14 protein-coding genes are annotated in these 16,703 nt (G+C 55.6%); 2 read left to right on the forward strand and 12 right to left on the reverse strand.

The window, feature by feature from the left end; translation table 11 throughout:
* Entirely contained in the window at positions 1-1,014 is a 1,014-nt protein-coding gene (locus AC0V6N_RS13995) for an NAD-dependent epimerase/dehydratase family protein (RefSeq protein ID WP_486172150.1), read from the reverse strand.
* Between the two features lie 344 nt (positions 1,015-1,358).
* Between AC0V6N_RS13995 and AC0V6N_RS14000 the strand changes: the two genes are divergently transcribed.
* Entirely contained in the window at positions 1,359-2,591 is a 1,233-nt protein-coding gene (locus tag AC0V6N_RS14000; protein WP_486172151.1) for a sugar transferase, read from the forward strand.
* A 9-nt stretch (positions 2,592-2,600) separates the two neighbouring features.
* On the opposite strand, the gene AC0V6N_RS14005 is transcribed toward AC0V6N_RS14000, so the two are convergent.
* The 8 genes from AC0V6N_RS14005 to AC0V6N_RS14040 are packed head-to-tail and all read right to left on the reverse strand — an operon-like array spanning position 2,601 to position 13,177.
* A complete protein-coding gene (locus AC0V6N_RS14005) occupies positions 2,601-3,701 on the reverse strand; it encodes a glycosyltransferase family 4 protein (protein WP_486172152.1) in 1,101 nt (366 codons plus the stop codon).
* A complete protein-coding gene (locus AC0V6N_RS14010; protein WP_486172153.1) occupies positions 3,698-4,753 on the reverse strand; it encodes an EpsG family protein in 1,056 nt (351 codons plus the stop codon). The genes AC0V6N_RS14005 and AC0V6N_RS14010 overlap by 4 nt, the downstream gene beginning before the upstream one ends.
* A gap of 35 nt (positions 4,754-4,788) precedes the next feature.
* Entirely contained in the window at positions 4,789-6,204 is a 1,416-nt protein-coding gene (locus tag AC0V6N_RS14015) for an asparagine synthetase B family protein (RefSeq protein ID WP_486172154.1), read from the reverse strand.
* The gene (locus AC0V6N_RS14020; RefSeq protein ID WP_486172155.1) at positions 6,201-7,520 is read right to left on the reverse strand and encodes an oligosaccharide flippase family protein; all 1,320 of its coding nucleotides are present in this window, start codon (positions 7,518-7,520) and stop codon (positions 6,201-6,203) included. The genes AC0V6N_RS14015 and AC0V6N_RS14020 overlap by 4 nt, the downstream gene beginning before the upstream one ends.
* Before the next feature lie 11 nt (positions 7,521-7,531).
* The gene (locus AC0V6N_RS14025) at positions 7,532-8,749 is read right to left on the reverse strand and encodes a hypothetical protein (RefSeq protein ID WP_486172156.1); all 1,218 of its coding nucleotides are present in this window, start codon (positions 8,747-8,749) and stop codon (positions 7,532-7,534) included.
* A 41-nt stretch (positions 8,750-8,790) separates the two neighbouring features.
* A complete protein-coding gene (locus tag AC0V6N_RS14030; RefSeq protein WP_486172157.1) occupies positions 8,791-10,968 on the reverse strand; it encodes a GumC family protein in 2,178 nt (725 codons plus the stop codon).
* Positions 10,969-10,997: 29 nt separating this feature from the next.
* Complete coding sequence (locus AC0V6N_RS14035; RefSeq protein ID WP_486172158.1) at positions 10,998-11,768, reverse strand: polysaccharide biosynthesis/export family protein; 771 nt, start codon at positions 11,766-11,768, stop codon at positions 10,998-11,000.
* Positions 11,769-11,770: 2 nt separating this feature from the next.
* A complete protein-coding gene (locus AC0V6N_RS14040) occupies positions 11,771-13,177 on the reverse strand; it encodes an O-antigen ligase family protein (RefSeq protein WP_486172159.1) in 1,407 nt (468 codons plus the stop codon).
* Positions 13,178-13,376: 199 nt separating this feature from the next.
* Here AC0V6N_RS14040 and AC0V6N_RS14045 point away from each other — a divergent pair, with 199 nt between their 5' ends.
* The gene (locus tag AC0V6N_RS14045) at positions 13,377-13,739 is read left to right on the forward strand and encodes a hypothetical protein (protein ID WP_486172160.1); all 363 of its coding nucleotides are present in this window, start codon (positions 13,377-13,379) and stop codon (positions 13,737-13,739) included.
* A gap of 6 nt (positions 13,740-13,745) precedes the next feature.
* Here the strand turns inward: AC0V6N_RS14045 and fabI are convergent, their stop codons facing one another.
* From fabI to AC0V6N_RS14060, 3 genes are read right to left on the reverse strand one after another with little or no spacing between them, the layout of a single operon-like run.
* Positions 13,746-14,552: an enoyl-ACP reductase FabI gene (fabI, locus tag AC0V6N_RS14050; protein WP_486172161.1), complete on the reverse strand. Its 807-nt coding sequence runs from the start codon at positions 14,550-14,552 to the stop codon at positions 13,746-13,748.
* Positions 14,549-15,628, reverse strand: coding sequence for a YihY/virulence factor BrkB family protein (locus tag AC0V6N_RS14055; protein WP_486172162.1), 1,080 nt, complete (start codon positions 15,626-15,628; stop codon positions 14,549-14,551). Before AC0V6N_RS14055 ends, fabI begins: the two co-directional genes overlap by 4 nt.
* Positions 15,629-15,654: 26 nt before the next feature.
* Positions 15,655-16,644 (reverse strand): DnaJ C-terminal domain-containing protein, encoded by a 990-nt coding sequence (locus tag AC0V6N_RS14060; RefSeq protein ID WP_486172163.1) that lies wholly within the window; start codon positions 16,642-16,644, stop codon positions 15,655-15,657.
* Between the last annotated feature and the right edge of the window lie 59 nt (positions 16,645-16,703).

Below are 16,703 nucleotides of genomic sequence, written 5' to 3' on the forward strand. Positions count from 1 at the left end.
TTAGACGTTGTAGTAATCGCGGTACCACGCGACGAATTGCTTAATCCCTTCGCGCACATTGGTCTGCGGGGAATAGCCTGTCAGCTCGCGCAGCAAAGTTGCATCGGCCCAAGTTGCTGGCACATCGCCTTTTTGCATCGGCATGAAGTTTTTGATCGCCTCGCGGCCGCATTCCGCTTCGATCGCTTCGACAAAGTCCATCAGGCGCACCTTGTCACTATTGCCGATATTCGCAACGCGCCATGGTGCAGCGGGGGAAAGCGAATCCCACTCGGCAATATCTTCGGCGCTTTCCGGGCGCACAGGTGCAGCATCGATTAGCAGCCGGATGCCGCGCACAAGGTCAGTCACATATGTGAAGTCGCGGAACATATCGCCATTGTTGTAAATGTCGATCGGTGACCCTTCGAGGATGCCGCGGGTGAATTTGAACAAGGCCATATCCGGGCGGCCCCACGGGCCATATACCGTGAAAAAGCGGAACATCGTGGTCGGCAGGTTCCACAAATGCGCATAGGAATGCGCCATCGCCTCATTGGCTTTCTTGGTCGCCGCGTAGAGCGTGAGCGGCGTGTCGCACTTCTCCCGCTCATCAAACGGCATCTCTTCATTCGCGCCATAAACCGAACTGGTGGAGGCCATTAGCAGGTGATCAACCCCCAATTCACGCGCGCATTCCATCACATTGAATGTGCCGACCAAATTGGCGTCGACATAGGCGCGCGGGTTTTCAAGGCTGTATCTGACGCCTGCTTGTGCGGCGAGATGGACGATAATGTCGGGTTTCTCGCGCATCGCCAAAGCATGCAGCGCGTCATGATCTTCAAGCATCGCCTCGGTGCAAGTGAAGTTCGCATTTTGCAGAAGCATTTGATGCCGTCGCTCTTTCAGCCTGACATCGTAATAGTCGGTCAGCCCGTCAAAGCCGACAACTCGAAACCCTTCGTCCAGCAGCAATTGGGCCAGATGGAAGCCGATAAAACCGGCGGAGCCTGTGATTAGGACCGTGCGCATAAGTGCCTTCAATCAAGGTCAAAATGGCTCCGAAACTAGGCCATCGAGCAGTGCGGCTATTCGACAGATCGGCGTTTGGCAAGTGGCCACAAGCATGGCTATGGCTGCGACGTGATGGAAAGTGATGCGAAAATACTGCGAAGGGAAACTGCAGCGCGGGCCGTTACAGCTTGTTGCAAGTCAACAGTGAAGCCCCGCCCAATTGGCAGCGTTATCGCTTTGATATGGCCGACAAACTGCCTATAGGCCTCCTATTCTAGTCTTAGCTTGGTCGTTCTAGCGCTATGATGCAAAATTCTCCCCCGGTTTACGCGCGTAAATCGAATCGCTGGTTTGAGTCACCTTTGACTCAGCTTGTGGCAACCCTTGCCGTTGGCCTGTTGATGCCTTTCGCGTTCGTCGTTTTGGCGGACCCGACATCGGTCTATGCACCAAACACGGCCGTGACACTGGCATGCTGTGCCCTCGCGATTGTGTTGACATGGTATGCCTTAGATCGTTTGCGCTCATTCGCGCGTGTTCGGCAGATTTCTTATGTGATGCCGATTAGCTTTTTTACGTTCGGCATGATTTTTGTTGCTGTTGGCCTGCTCCGCCTGCCCTATTCAGGCACAATTGCATTGATCAGCGCGGCAACGGTGATGGCTATCAGCTACGTCTTTGCGGCAAAGCAGCGCAATCAAAAGGTACCACTGCTGCTGATACCCGGTGGCAATATCGTCGAATTGCAAGCGGTCTTGTCCGACTATCAAACCGTTTCAATTGCTGAGTTTAAAGAGCTTGGCCAAGCGGGTGCGGGCAACTTTACCTTCGTTGCTGATCTACACCATTCGCATCAGCCCGAATGGGAAAGTCTGATCGCAGAGGCCGCGATCAATGGCCTGCCGGTGTATCATTACAGGCAAGTGCTTGAGGCGCAGCTTGGCCAAGTCAGGATAGCCCATCTGCGCGAAAACGAGTTCGGATCCCTTATTCCGAACCTTGGCTATATGGGCCTTAAACGTCTGATCGATATCGCTGGCACCTTAATCCTGTTGCCGATCGTCGGCACGCTGATCGCGATTGCCGCGATTGCGATCAAGCTGGATTCGCCCGGGCCGATACTCTTCGTTCAACCGCGTATGGGCCATCGAGGGCGCGTCTTTTCGATGTATAAACTGCGCTCTATGCGCCCGGCTGATGCTGACCCAGAAAGTGTTGATCAGGCGATCACACGTGATGCAGATGATCGAATTACCAAGGTCGGCTCTTTCATTCGTCGTTATCGAATTGATGAACTGCCGCAACTGATCAATATTTTGAAAGGCGACATGAGTTGGATTGGCCCGCGGCCTGAAGCGGTGAGCCTGTCAGAGCTTTATCAAGCTGAGATCCCATTCTATCGCTATCGTCATATCGTGCGCCCTGGCATCACGGGCTGGGCGCAGGTCAATCAGGGCCACGTCGCTTCGATTGAACAGGTTGCGGAAAAGCTGCGCTTTGATTTCTACTATATCCGCCACTTGTCGCTGTGGATCGATACGTTGATCTGCCTCAAAACGCTGCGGATCATTTCAAGCGGTTTCGGCGCCAAGTAGCGATTGGCCTTAGGCGAGCGCGTCGAGATACGCCTCGATCACGATTTCCTCGTCGTAAGAGCTGCGGATCTTATGCGCCGAAGCGCTGCCCATTTCTGCACGTTGGCCTTTGTCTAAGTCCAAAAACGATCGCATAGCTTCAACCAAGCTGCCTAGGTCGCGGGGTTCGCAAACAAATCCGGTCTCCCCGTGATCGACCACGTCGCGGCATCCGGGGATTGAGGTCGTAATGATCGGGCGACCCATTGCTCCTGCTTCCAACAGAGAGCGCGGCGTCCCTTCGCGATAATAGCTAGGCAAAACGATGCAGTCGGCCTGCTTAAGGTACGCGCTGACTGATCGCGAGGATCCCAGATATTTGACCCCATATTGCTGTTCCAAAGCCGCGATCTGCTCAGCGCTAAGCGATGTGGCTTTGCCTTCAAACAAGGGCCCAAGCAGTTGAAAGCGCGCCGCAGGGAAATCCGATCGAAGTTGCCCAGCGGCTTCCGCAAATAAGCGCACGCCCTTGTCTTCGAGCATGCGAGCGACAAGCAGGAATGTGATATCGTCGTTTGAGCTTGGCAGGGGGGTCACAGGAAACAGATCAAGATCGACACCTGAGCCAGGCAACAAATGGGCTTGTTCTGGCGTGGCCAATCGCTCTTGCAAGAAAGCAGCTTGATCAGCGTCGTTTTGGAAGAAGATCTGAGTGCAATTGCCAAAAGCGATACGGTAAAGAAGGTTGATCAGCCAGCGCCTTGGCCCATTGCTGTCGAAGACTGAGCCTAGACCCGTCACGTTGGGCACAAAGCGCGCCGAGCTTAGCCTTGCTGCGATCCCGCCATAGATATTGGCCTTGATCGTATAGCCCAGCACTGCATCGGGGCGCAGAGCGCGAACGGTTTTGATGGTGTGTAGAAACGTGCGCGCTTCTTGAATGGGCGAGGTGCCCGTCGCCTGCATTGGCAACTCCAGATAGCGGACGCCCAACTTGGCAAAGTCATCAGTGAATTCGTCAGGTGGTGCCAGAGCAATCACTTCATCACCGCGCTGCACCAGTCGCTGCATAAGATTGCGCCGAAAGTTGACTAACTTGAAACTGGAATTGGCAACGAGGAGAACTTTCACGGCAACAGCACCGATCGGTACGGAATCCAATACAATTCAGCCAGCTCGCTTTGCAAAAGCCAAAATGCGTGAGTGGCCGCAAGAAATGCCACCGCGAGAATGGCCACCACAATCCGATCTGCGATCTTTGAGAAAGACGCGATTAAGTAGGGCCAAAAGATCATTTGAAGAGGCAAAAAGTACTTGGCAACCCGGTCGATGATCACAGCGGATGGCGACAGCGGCAATATGAACAGCGCGGCAATCGTGCCAATCGCCATAAAGGTGATCAATCGGTCCACGGCGTCAGGCAAATCGAACCGACGCCGCATCAACAAATAGCCCACTCCCGGCAAAGCGGCGATACCCAGCCTGAACAGTGCCCCGCGCGATTCCATCCCGCCTTCCAAATAGCGCTCTGCATAGATCTCAAGCCGCTCCGCATAGATGCTCTGCGCCATGACCAGCAGTGCAACCAGCACCATTGGGATGATGACATAGCGGTTCCGCGAGATCGAAATGACGCCCAATGCCAAAACGATGATCGAGGTCCGGTGGAACAATATCGCGACCGCCACCCAGAAGAGGAAATAGACATTGCGCTCTCGCATCAAGTAGCTGAGCCCAATTAGAATACAGCCGAGCGCGGTGGCCTGTCGCACATGGTCCATCGACATGACTGTGACGATGTGAGGCATCGTTGCTGCAATCGCGAGCCAAGCGAATGGCGTGCGCAGCGCCGTCATGACAATTCCGACCACCAATATGGCGGCGCAGACAAGGAAGACGAAACTCACCTCAAAATTCAGCCAACCGCTGACAATGTTGATGAAGCTGTATCCTGGGTCTGTGAAAACTACCGCTTCATAGGCGGGAAGATTGCGGATTGAGCGGAGGATAAAGCCATACTGGTCCCAATCCTTCCCCACTTCATAGCGAAAGCCAATGAAGAGGATGATCGCCACTGCGAACAGGAAAATACCTGCCTTTTCAACAAGGCCTTGGCGAAAATTGAACACCGATAGGATCGCCGCCAAATACGCAATCAGTCCAGTTGTCAGATAAGGTAGCATGACGGGTTGAGGGCTGTCCCTTTGGCTAGCGGCGGTTAATCGGAATACCGGACGGAGAGCGGTCGGTCGGTCGAGAAATTCCCCGAATTCGGGTTCGCTTCAAAAAACCTATCGAGACAATAGAGGACGGCAAGCTTTTGGGCGGCGACAAAGCTTGTCTTGGACCGGTTGTGAAGCGTTTGCACGACCTGTGAACTAATGCCCAAATGATCGATCATTTGCATTAAAGAGGTCGACGGCTGGTAGATCTTTGGCAGTTGGTCGAGATTGAACCGGAACGAACCTTTGGCCGAGGCGACAAATTTAGAATTCACGTCCTTTTGCGAAAGCCAGCGGCGCAGCAGCTGCTTGTTGACGACATTCTCGAAATCAAAGGCAGTGGGCGCGGGAACCGTTTCAAACAGCTTCACAAGACCAGGGTCCAAGAAGGGGTAGGCCATCTCAATACGAGGATCGAGCGCGGCGGCAATCATGCCTTTGCGCATGCAAGCATCAATGTCGAGAATACCGCCGCGCAGCAGCGAACGTCGTTCCCAAACACAAGGCGCATATTGGTCAAAGATCCGGTCCACGTCGGGAGAAATCGATCCTTCATCGACCGCGAAATAGACACCGGAGAAATGCCGTTCTGGTCGCGGCGCAAAAAGCGTTTCGAGGCCGTAATGCAGCACCTGATTGAACGAGACAGCGGAGATCAGTTTCTCATTCAAAAAACCAAGATGCGGCAATTCTGTCAGTCGCCGCTCTCGCATGGGGGATATGTGCCCCATATAGCTGTCATTGCCCATCCCATCGAGCAATCGCACACGCGACGTATCGCCATTACCCAACCGGTCGCTGATCTCTTTGACCGCGCGCACGTAACCGAAGAACGCAGGGTCTGCGATCGGTATCGGCAAGTGGTGTTTTCGCTCTGCAATAAAGGCATCAACTGCATGAATATCGTCGGGCAAAAGCACGCATTCCATGCCCAATGATTTCGCAACTGCGCTGACATGTTCGCTTTCGTCCTCGCGCCCGCGATTGGTGCAGTGGAGCAGAACCGCATCACATCCCAATTTGCGCAAGGCCCATGCGACAGCGAGCGAATCCTTGCCGCCACTCGCCATCAAGAAGACATGGTCAAAGCCTTCGATAGCGCGTGCCGTTGCATCGAGCAGCAATGTCTCCATTTCATCAATGGCATCCTGAACTGGAAAGTCAGGGTTGGATTGCTTGGGCATATGGCCGACAAATTGGCGCAGGTCGCGGTGAAATTCTGCGGACGTCACGTCGAATTCATCAGTGAATTCGCCGCCGTATGAGTTGATCACTGCAGTGTCGGCAAACACAGAATGCGGGGCTGGCAGAAAGCCCATTCGCAAGTAATGCGCCATGCCGACGCGTGACAAATCGCGTTCCTGCGATCCGGGTTGCGCCAGAGAAATGGTCTCAAGCGAAAGCGCACTCATTCTGCTTTAGCTCCTTGACTGGCGCCGTTTTGCGATGGCGCGAGGGTGAGAAAGTTAAGCCGCCATTGCGAGCAGGCCGTATGCCGGATTGCGAGCGACCAAAAAGCAATCGCCCCAGCGCTCGCTGCAGCAGCGCCGTAGATCCCGAACATTGGGATGAGAACCAGATGCGCGATAAAGGCAATGCAGGCGGAACTGATTAAAATGCGGATCAATGCATGTTCTCTATTTTGCATAATCAATGCCTGTTGCGCTGCGCCATTAATAGCGACGAACAGGTTTGCCCCGCTTAGGACCAACATAATCGAATAGGCAGGAAGAAACGCCTCACCTGCCAAAAATTCGATGATCCAGTGGCCAAACAGCGCCAAAAAGACAAATGCTCCAAGCGCTACTACAACCGATAGTTCGACACTCTTTCGCAGTGTCTGCGAAATGCTCAACGCATCGTCAGCTCCAGCTTTCGCAAGATAGGGAGCGTAGAGGTGATTGAGAGCTTGCACGCCGAATGTCGTCAAAATTGCCGCCTGCGCTGCGAGGCGGAAAATCCCCGCGCTTTCTTCGTCGGCAATCACACCCAAGAGCAGCACATCAATCTGACGGTTGAGCACGAGCAATCCGGTAACGCCAATGAACGGGAGCGCCAGCACCCACCATTTGCGCATACTAACTTTTGGTTCAGGCGGCGCACCCCGCCGAGCGGCACTAAGAATTGGCAGAGCGAATATGAGGCCAAGAACAGCGGTGATGACGGCTGCGGCGACATAATATGCAATGGCTGGTTGGGCAGTGAGCGGCGCGATTTGAAAGTGGCTCCAAACGCCCATTGTCAGCGCTATTGCCGGGATTGAAATCGTGCCGATCACAATTGCAAGATTGGGTTTGAACGCGCCCCTCAGCGCACCCTCACATAATCCGATCAGTCCCAATAGAGGCAGAGAAAGTGCGAACAGGGCGACGCCATCCAGCAGGCCGAATGATCCGCCGAGCGCGCTTGCGGCGATCCAGAACCCTGCGATCAGCAGCAAGGTGTAGAGCAAGGTTACCTTAAGGCTCGCGACAAATAGGGGAAACGGAGCAGGCCCTTCAGCATCGCCACCTGCGGCGAAATGCTTGGTCAATAGGGTCGATGCGCCATTCTTGATCGGAATGATCAGCAAGGTCGTCGCCGCAAGGCCAAAGGCAAAGATGCCGAATTGTTCTGGTCCAAGGAAGCGCGCAAATACAATCGCAAGGGCGGCTGCAACCAAGGCCTCGCCCCCTTTTAGAGCGATCACTTTCAGGCCCTTCATGCGTGTTTGGTGGCCGCCTTCCATCGTTCAGCTCATCAATTGCGGTACAACCGCAAGAGCATCTCTGCGCTTGAGCCGCGCTGGCCAGAATCTGATTGCAAGATCAGGTTCCAACGCTGGAATTGGCAGCTTTCGCCTGCCGGAATAGCGATGGCAAACGCGCTCAATTGCTCTGCGGGCGGTTGCAGTTGTGATGCCCATTGCAGGCGCCAATCTTCGGTGTTTTCGCGGCAGAACAACCGCCATTCCCAAAGCATTCCCGCGCCAGCATTGTCGCTCAGGCTTACCTCGAAACTGTAATCACCTGATCGCAGCCGCGTAATGCGCTCCATGGCAGAGAGCCTGCGCCCAGCTTCGAGATCGAAGGAAACTCGCCCCTCACCCAGCAACGTCGCGAAACCGTCTTCATTGTCAGCCAGTCGCCAGGAAAGCGGTTCAAAATCAGGCTGCGTGTTTTCCGCAGTGGGTTCAAACTGATCGAATGAGCCCTGTTCAATGCCGCTGAACTGGGCGATCGCTTGCGCTTTGTCATATTCGGCGGCGCGCACCAGTTTGGCCGCCAGGCGGCCGGGGTTGGCTTTGTCAAATTCTGCAGGGGCGTTCTCAAGCTTGAGAATGAAGTCTGCCAATGCGCCCGGATTTTCGGTTTCGCGATTGGCCGCACGCAGAAACGGAACGAACCATGGGCGATCCGCTTTTTGCACCATGATGTCGCGCCCATCATCAGTTTCCACCAGCGGCAGCAATTCCGGAGTCACTGGATCGACCAGCTCGGGATTGACCGTGAACAGCCGATCAATATTCGAGATCGCGCCTTCGGCATCAGCGCTTTCGGCTTTGCTCAAAACAAGGCTGAGCTGACCCAAACTGTCCCGGCGAGTGACGCGTTCTGCGAGCAGCAATGCTGCTAATTCTTCTGCGCCGTCACCATCGGTTCCGACCATCGAGCCGGGCCGCAAGAAACGGATCGCCATCGCGTTTAGCGGTTCTTTGCGCAGTATCTGCACCGCTTCGACATAAGCTTGATCGGCATCGAACCCATCTGCCCCCTGTTCTGCCAGCGCAAATTGCTGTTGGCGCAGAGTGATCTTAGGGTCGCTTGCAAGAAACGCGGGCGCAATGCGCGGTGCGACGCGGCCGTAATAATTCGTTGCCGTTTGCAGATAGGCAAAGCAAGCCGCCACCAGCCCGATGGCCATAAGGGGCAGCATGCGGCGCTTTTGACGCGCAGTATCGCGGTGTTCAAACGCCATGCTTTGTCCTGCTTTCGCTCCTATGCCCGAACGTGCGTCGTTCAGCCGGTGATGCCGTAGCCATAGCCATAGCCATAAGACTGATCGCTGGATTCGACCTTGGTGACGAGCGCGCCGAAGATGCGCACCTGCATGGCCTGAAGCCGCTCGATCGAACGCCGGGCTGCCCGTTGACCAGTGGAGCCTGCTTCAATGACGTAAATCGCGCCATCCACCACGCGGCCCATCAGCGGAGCATCTGACAGCCCCAGAACCGGCGGTGCATCAATAACAACATGGTCAAACCGCTCTTGGAGCTGCGCAATCAGTGTTGCAAATGCATCGCCGCTCAACAGTTCAGACGGGTTCGGCGGGATCGGGCCGCTAGAAACGAAGGCAATGCCTTCAAGCTCACCGGACTGCAGGATCGTATCGACCGGCGCATCATTGGTGAGATAACTGCTCAATCCGATATCGAGCGTGACTTTCTCAAAATCTTGAAGGCTCGGTGAGCGCATATCGGCGTCGATCAGCACGACTGACCGCCCGATACGCTGGATTGTGCGCGCCAATGAGTAAGCAGACGTGGATTTGCCCTCTGTCGGAGCCGTACTTGTCATCAACACAGAGCCGGGAAGCCCTTCATTGGTGGACAAGGCGAGGCTGGACCTGAGCGCAAAATAGGCTTCGGAGAACGAGGATTTCGGATCGCTCAATTCATCGCGAATGTCGCCATCTTCACGCGGAACGCTGCTTAGGACAGAAAGACCCACGCGGTCCTTCACATCATCAGCAGAGCGAACGCTGTCATCCATCTGTTCCATCAGGAACACGCCTGCTCCGGCCAAAGCGAGGCCAGCAGCCAGCGAGATCACAAGGTTGAGCGGCAGGTTCGGCGATGATGGCAGGCGCGGAACCTTTGCTTCATCAACGATTGAAATGTTGTTTGCCCCCACAGCGCCGGCGACGCCGATCTCTTTGTATCGCTGCAAGAGCGCGTCATAGAGTTCGCGATTGGTGTCTGCTTCGCGCTGATAGATGTTGAGCTGGATATTGGCCTGTTGCTCAGCGTTATAATCGCCTTTCAAGCCATTCAACCGCGCTTCAAGCTCGCTCTCGCGGGCTTGCGCTTCGTTTAGAGCGGCACGGCGCGCAGTGGAGAACTTGCGCGCTTCCATCGCCAATGCCCGGTCGAGCGCATCCAGTTCACCCTTCAGCGCTTCGGCACCGGGATATCCCGGCTGGAAATTGACCAGCAGAGCCTCATACCGCGCGGCGATTTCGGCCCGTTTTGAAAGCAGTGCCGAAACCGCGTTGTTTTCCAGATATTCCGCGCTGCTTTCAACCGGGCCGCTACCCACTTTCGCTTGTGCGGTGATCCGGTCCGCTCGCGCCTGCGCAAGCGCAGCATTCAACGCCTCGATATCTATTGTTGCCAGAGTTTCTCTCGACGTGGTGCGTCCGTCCGCTGAGTTGACGTCGACCGCGACGATATTGTTCGATGCGGCAAAGTTCACCGCGTCGCGTTCTGACTGTTCCAGCCTGACGCGAAGTTGGCTTAGACGCTGCTCAAGAAAGGTGCGGGCATCGGCGGTGGAATCGAACTGACGATCCATCGTCGCGCTGATGAACTCTTCGGTCCAGACATTTGCAATCCGCGCAGAAAGCTCCGGGTCTTGTCCAGTGTAGGTAATGTTGACTAGGCGAGAATCCCGGATGGGGCTGATGCCAACATTCTCCAGCAGGATTTCAATCGTTTCTTCGGTCTGACGATCTCGCAAAGTGCGCTCATTAGCGGGTTGCACTTCGAGATCTTCTAGCGTCAGGATCTCTTCGCTATGGGAGGCGTAAAAGGTCTCACTCTGCGGCAAACGCAGCCGTTTCGCGACGCGTTCGGCCAGCGATTCTGCCTGAAGCAAAGAATACTGGGTCTGATAAAACTCAAGATCACGTGTATCGACCGCCCCATCGAGCCCTTCGACATTGGTGACGTTCTTTTGATCACGGCTGATCTCGATTTGCGCGCGCGCTGTGTAATGGGGCGACATCAACAAAGTCGCAATCACGCCCAAAATCAAAACCCCTGTAACAATCGACGCGACCAGCCAGCGCCGCCGAAGCATCGCCGACCATGCTCGTTGAATGTAGTGGCCAATTGTCGATTCCTCGCCAACCGGCGTCGGTGTTGAAGATGACGCGTCACTGTATGGCGAGACGTTGGATGATGTCGTGTTTAGCATGGTGCTTCTTTTCAAACTCTCAGCCGTCATCAGTTCTGCAGGGCTACAACAAGCGGTGTCGTGATCAGTGGGACAAGCCGCAGAAGGTCTTGGAACAGGCGCCGCGATTGGTTGTCGCCGACCATGACAATGTCATTCGGGAAAATCTCAGGATCGGCGTAATTGCCACGGCGAATGGCGCGCAAATCATACAATGCGGCATAGCGTTGACCATCAACCGTGCGGAAGATTACGACTTCGCTCAAACGTGAAAAATCGTTGGTGCTCTCTGCTGTCGCGACAGCCCTCATCAAAGTCATGCGGCCGTTGAGCGGGTAAATGCCTGCTTTGTTGACCTGGCCATCGACGGTGAATGTCCGACTTACCGCTTCGGTGATGTTCACGGACACCAGTGGGTCGACCATTTGTCCGCGCGAAACCAACTGCTGTGCGATCTGCTGTTCCAGCTGGTCTGGCGTCATCCCGGCTGCCTGCACGGTGCCCGCAAGCGGAAAGGAAATCCGTCCCGCAGCATCTACGCGGATCTCGCGGTCAGAAAGGAATTCGATCCCAACGACCGATATGTTCAGCAAATCAGCTGGACCAAGCACGCTGACCGATGTCGGCGCGGAAAAATCGGCGAGCGTTGCGGGCTGAGGCAAAACGCTGTCTTCAACCAACATCACATCTGCAGCCGTGCCGATCTCTGGCGGACCGCCAAAGCAACCAGATAGCGCCAAAGCGGCTGGAGAAAGCGTGAGCGCCAAAACCTGTTTCTTTGACAGTTTTGGAGCTGCGCAGGAGGCCTGTTTCAGGCTCATTCTCATTGTCCCATTCCTTGTTGTGTCTTCGCAAAATTAGGTCGCCCTGCATTTGCGAGCCAAATGGCACCGATCACCAAAACCGCTTGCATGCTTGGCACGCGCAAGGGGTAGTCACCGGCTGAGGCAATCGCGAATAACAGCACGATCCCAAAGCCTGCTTTGGCCAAGTTAATCACTTTTGCATCAGTCAAGTCAGACCGCCACGTTCCAAAAAATGCTCTTAGCACAAGTATTGCGGCAGCCAACAATATCAGCACGCCTGGCAGCCCAGTCGTCATCAGCAGTTCGAGATAGTCGTTATGCGCATGATTGACGTATTGCGGGGCAAGAAGCGCATCACTTTCATCAATCTTGAACACGGCAACAAAGCTGCCAACGCCTGATCCAAGCGGTGCATACTGCCAGATCATCTCAAACATTTGAGGAAGGATTTCGACGCGCAGATTGTCCGACGCCTGACGGCCAATCAATCGGTCGACCGCCAAAGAGCGATCAAGCGCGAAGGTGACGCCGAAAATGGATCCAAGAATTCCCAATGCCAAGCCAGCACGCCATCGGTCGGAAATTTGGAATGCGCCAGGCTTGGTGCGTTGGCGCACAGTGCTTTTTCCTTTCCCAACCGCAGGTGCGCTCAGATTGATCCATATAGCCAGCGCAAACGCCACGATCAGAGTCAAAAGACCCGCGCGCGATCCGGTCACTACGATCAAAGTCGCGATGAAAGCAACACCCACCAGAAAAGCCGCAAATTGGAACAAAGCGGTGTGATCGCTTTTGCCAAAGGCCTGAGGGGAGGCCTTGATCACGCCAGCCAATAGCGGGAGCATCGCGGCGATAAAGACGGATTGATGGTTGCGATTGGCCAACAGGCCAACGGCAGAACCTGAATTGGTAATGCGGTAGAGATAAAGGGGGCCGTTTGGGTCCCCGATCAGCTGCAAAACTGCCACAACCGCGCTGATCGCTGCCATTGCCAGCACAAATAGAGCGAGGCGAAAGTGTTGTTTGCGATCAAGCTGCACAGCCAAAACCAGCACTGCCAGCGGGGTTAGCAGCGACCAGAAACTGTCCCAGCCAAGCGAGGGATCCATGGTCAGCGGCCGCCATGTGCCATCGATACCAGCGAGTTGGTCTATCTCCGCGATCAACTCACGTCCGGGCAGCGCCTGCCAAATGACCGATGGCAACGGGATCAGGTGAAGCACCGTAAGCCCGACTATCGCGACCGCGATACCGAACAAAGCGCGATAGGCTTTGCGCGTTTCCGTGGTCAGCGTGACCAATCCATAGGCCAAGACCAGCGCCGATACAGGGCGCAGGATCATAAGCGATGCAATATCATCGCGGGAACTGCCGCCAGTCATAAATACAAGCAACAAGAAGCCGCAGAGTATTAGCAGCGGCATGGGCCAGGAATTTTTCAAAATAGGGGAGATCCTGCATTCTGCGAAAATGCTGATCGATTCAGCGCGACTCGACGGCTCTTTGCGCGAAACACTTTGCAAATTCAAGTTTTACGCGGTGAAGGACCGGTGAATCCAAGGTGGGCTTTCCACAAACTGTATGCAACATCACCCCCATTGCCCCTACGAGTATCACTAATCCATGCCTCTTGATGACCTGAAATTGGCGTTTCTCGACCTGAGCGGACTTACGCCCGATCTCGCACATATCTATGTCGGGCTCGCAATATTCTTTACCGCAGCAATAGCGCTGAAAAGCTCAATCGGCCATTGGCGACCACTCATTGTGCTGAGTGTGTTGGAGTTCGCCAACGAAATTCTCGATGTCGTCTATATTGGAGGGCCGTCGGTGCTGGGCGAACCGCAATTCGCAGCGATTATGCGCGATATTGTTCTCACTCTATCAATCCCCGTCCTGCTTTTCATATTCAGCCGCTTTGGCCCCACTTGGCTCTTTGGCCGAGAGGATGAGTTTGCCCCAGATGAGCAGACTGGCGCCGAATAGCGCGCCTTACCCCAGCGTGATGTCGGGCGCGTCTATCTGTTTCATGCCCACGGTGTGATAGCCGCTATCGACATGGTGCACCTCTCCAGTCACGCCGGAAGAAAGGTGCGACAAGAGATAGAGCCCTGAGCCGCCGACATCTTCGAGTGTAGTGGTACGGCGCAGCGGCGAGTTATATTCGTTCCATTTAAGGATATAGCGAAAGTCGCCAATCCCACTCGCCGCGAGCGTCTTAACCGGCCCGGCGCTGATCGCATTTATGCGAATATTTTGCGGACCCAGATCATTGGCGAGATAACGCACGCTGGTCTCAAGCGCGGCCTTTGCGACACCCATCACATTGTAGTGCGGCATGACTTTCTCTGCGCCATAATATGTCAGCGTCAGGATCGACCCGCCTTCTTCGGGCATCAGCTCGGCTGCACGCTTGGTCACGGCGACCAACGAATAGGCCGAGATGTTCATCGTCATCAGGAAATTTTCGAGGCTGGTGTCGACATATTTGCCGCGCAGCTCGCTCTTATCGGAAAAGCCGATCGCGTGGACCACAAAATCGAGCCTGCCCCAACGCTCTTTAATCGCGTCAAAGCCTGCATCGAGCGAGGCCATATCAGAAACGTCGCATTCGAACGTGAAGTCACTGCCCAATTGCTCGGCCAGAGGCTTCACCCGCTTTGCCAAAGCATCGCCCTGATAGGAGAAGGCGAGCTCCGCCCCCTGCTCTGCCAGCTGCTTGGCAATACCCCATGCCAGTGATTTGTCATTGGCCAGCCCCATGATCAATCCGCGCTTGCCTGCCATCAATTGGGTCACGTGCTCGTCTCCTGTGAATTCTCATTTGCCCTTACGGCATTCTCGGGTTCTGCCAACCCTGCATTCAATTCCGCCCCGATAACGAGGCCCAGCCCTACGAGCCAGAAAAACAGCAAGGCGATGATGATCCCGGCCATGCTGCCATAGGTGAGGTTATAGGTGAAAAAGCCGCTGAGCACGGCTGGCATCGCGGTTGTCACCCCGATCCACCACAAAGTCGTGAAAGCTGCGCCGGGCCATTTGGGATAGGCTTTGGTGCGATATTCCGCGGGCGTTAGCGTGTAAAACAGCAGATAAAGCGACAGCGCGAGGCCAAGCGCAGGCACAATGCGCGACACTCGCAAAGTGTCGACCGCGCTGCTCAGGCTGGGGAATTCTGCGAGGATCACTTGCTGAGCCGCACCGATGGCAACGGTGGCAAACAGGGAGATCATCAGCACAGCGACGGCGGCGATGATCAGGCCTGCTGAGAACAGCCGGTATTTCCAAAATGCATGGCGCGCCGTGGTGCCATAGGCGCGGCGCAGGATATCGCGAATGGTCTCAATCAAGCTCGACACGGTCCACAGCGCAACGCCTGCACCAAACCACAACAGCCAGCCATCGCGCGCATAGATGATCTCTTCCGCCACAGGCCGGATCGCGCGCTCAACCGTGGGGGGCATGGCGATAAGAACCGTGCTGATAAGCTCGCTTGCCTGCTCGCGCCCGCCGATCAGCTCAAACAGAGCCGCGCCGACGATGAAGAAGGGAAAGATCGCCAGCATCGCGAGATAGGCAAGGTTTCCCGCATGAATAAAGCCATCCTGATACGTGCCCACAAAAGTCCGCCGGATCACCTCATAGGCTCGCGTACCGGGGCCAATATGCCATAGGATCGCGGAGAAGAGCCCGCTGGGTTTGGCGTCGCTCCCGTACCCATTCCCATCCTCGCCCGCGCCACCAGATGCCAATCCGACTGCAAAGAAATTGGGTTGATCCATCGCGCGCAAACGGCGCGCCTCAGGGGAGAGCGAGCGGAATTCAGGGCCCACTTGTGAAAGGCCGAGCGAGCTCGAGGTGGAAGGCTTAGGCACGGTGCCGCTCTTCGCCTAACGCCCGCTCAAAGCCCGAACTTTTCGCGGGGCTTGGCAGGGTCGGTCCAATCGCCGAGCTTTTCTTTGAGCGCATCGAGGTCTTCGGGCATCTGGATTTCTAGCGTGACCAGTTGATCACCGCGCGCAGGCTTTCCGTTTTTGGTTTTGCCCGATTTCTTGGTCCAGCCTTTGCCCGTTAGCCGCATGACGGTGCCGCCATGCACGCCGGGTTTGAGCGTCAGCATAACCGGGCCATCGACGGTTGGGCATTTCACCTTGCCGCCGTTCACCGCCTCATCAAGCGTGATCGGCAGGTCCATGCGAATATGGTCGCCATCACGGCGGAAAAATGGGTGCGCTGCGACCTCGACCATCACGATCCCATCGCCGTGACCGCCCGGCCCGCTATGCCCTTTGCCTTTAAGCCGCATCTGCGTGCCATCTTCGACGCCTGCGGGCAGTTTTAAGTTGATCGCCTTGCCATCAGCCAAAGTGATCCGTTGATCTTCACCAGAGGCTGCATCAACGAAGGGTACGGCAAGCCGGTATTGAATATCCGCGCCGCGCTTTTGCGGAGGGGGCTGGGTACGCCCGCCAAACCCGCGTGAACGCGTTTCATTCTGGCGCGAACGGCCACCAAACAGCCCTTCGAACAGGTCGCCCAGATCCATATCATCTGTGCCAAAGCCGTTAAACTCGGCATCCCGAAAGCCGCCACCGGGCCGGCCGCCACCAAAACCGCTGGGACGCGGGCCGCCTCTGCCAAAGCCGCCGCCCATAAACGGGTTTAGCGGATTGCCTTCAGCATCAATCTCCCCGCGATCAAATTGTGCGCGTTTGTCTTTGTCAGACAACAGATCATAGGCCTTTGTCGCGTCAGAGAATTTCTCCGCCGCTTTGGGGTTGTCTGTGTTTCGGTCTGGATGAAGCTCCTTGGCGAGTTTGCGATAGGCGCTTTTGATCTCCTTTTCAGAAGCAGTGCGCGCAACGCCAAGGGTGCTGTAAGGATCGGCCATGTGTGTTAGCTAGGTGAGGCAGTCCCGCCGTGCAAGCTTGGTCGTGCTAAAAGGCGGAT

The sequence above is a fragment of the Erythrobacter sp. S57(2025) genome (assembly GCF_057365055.1).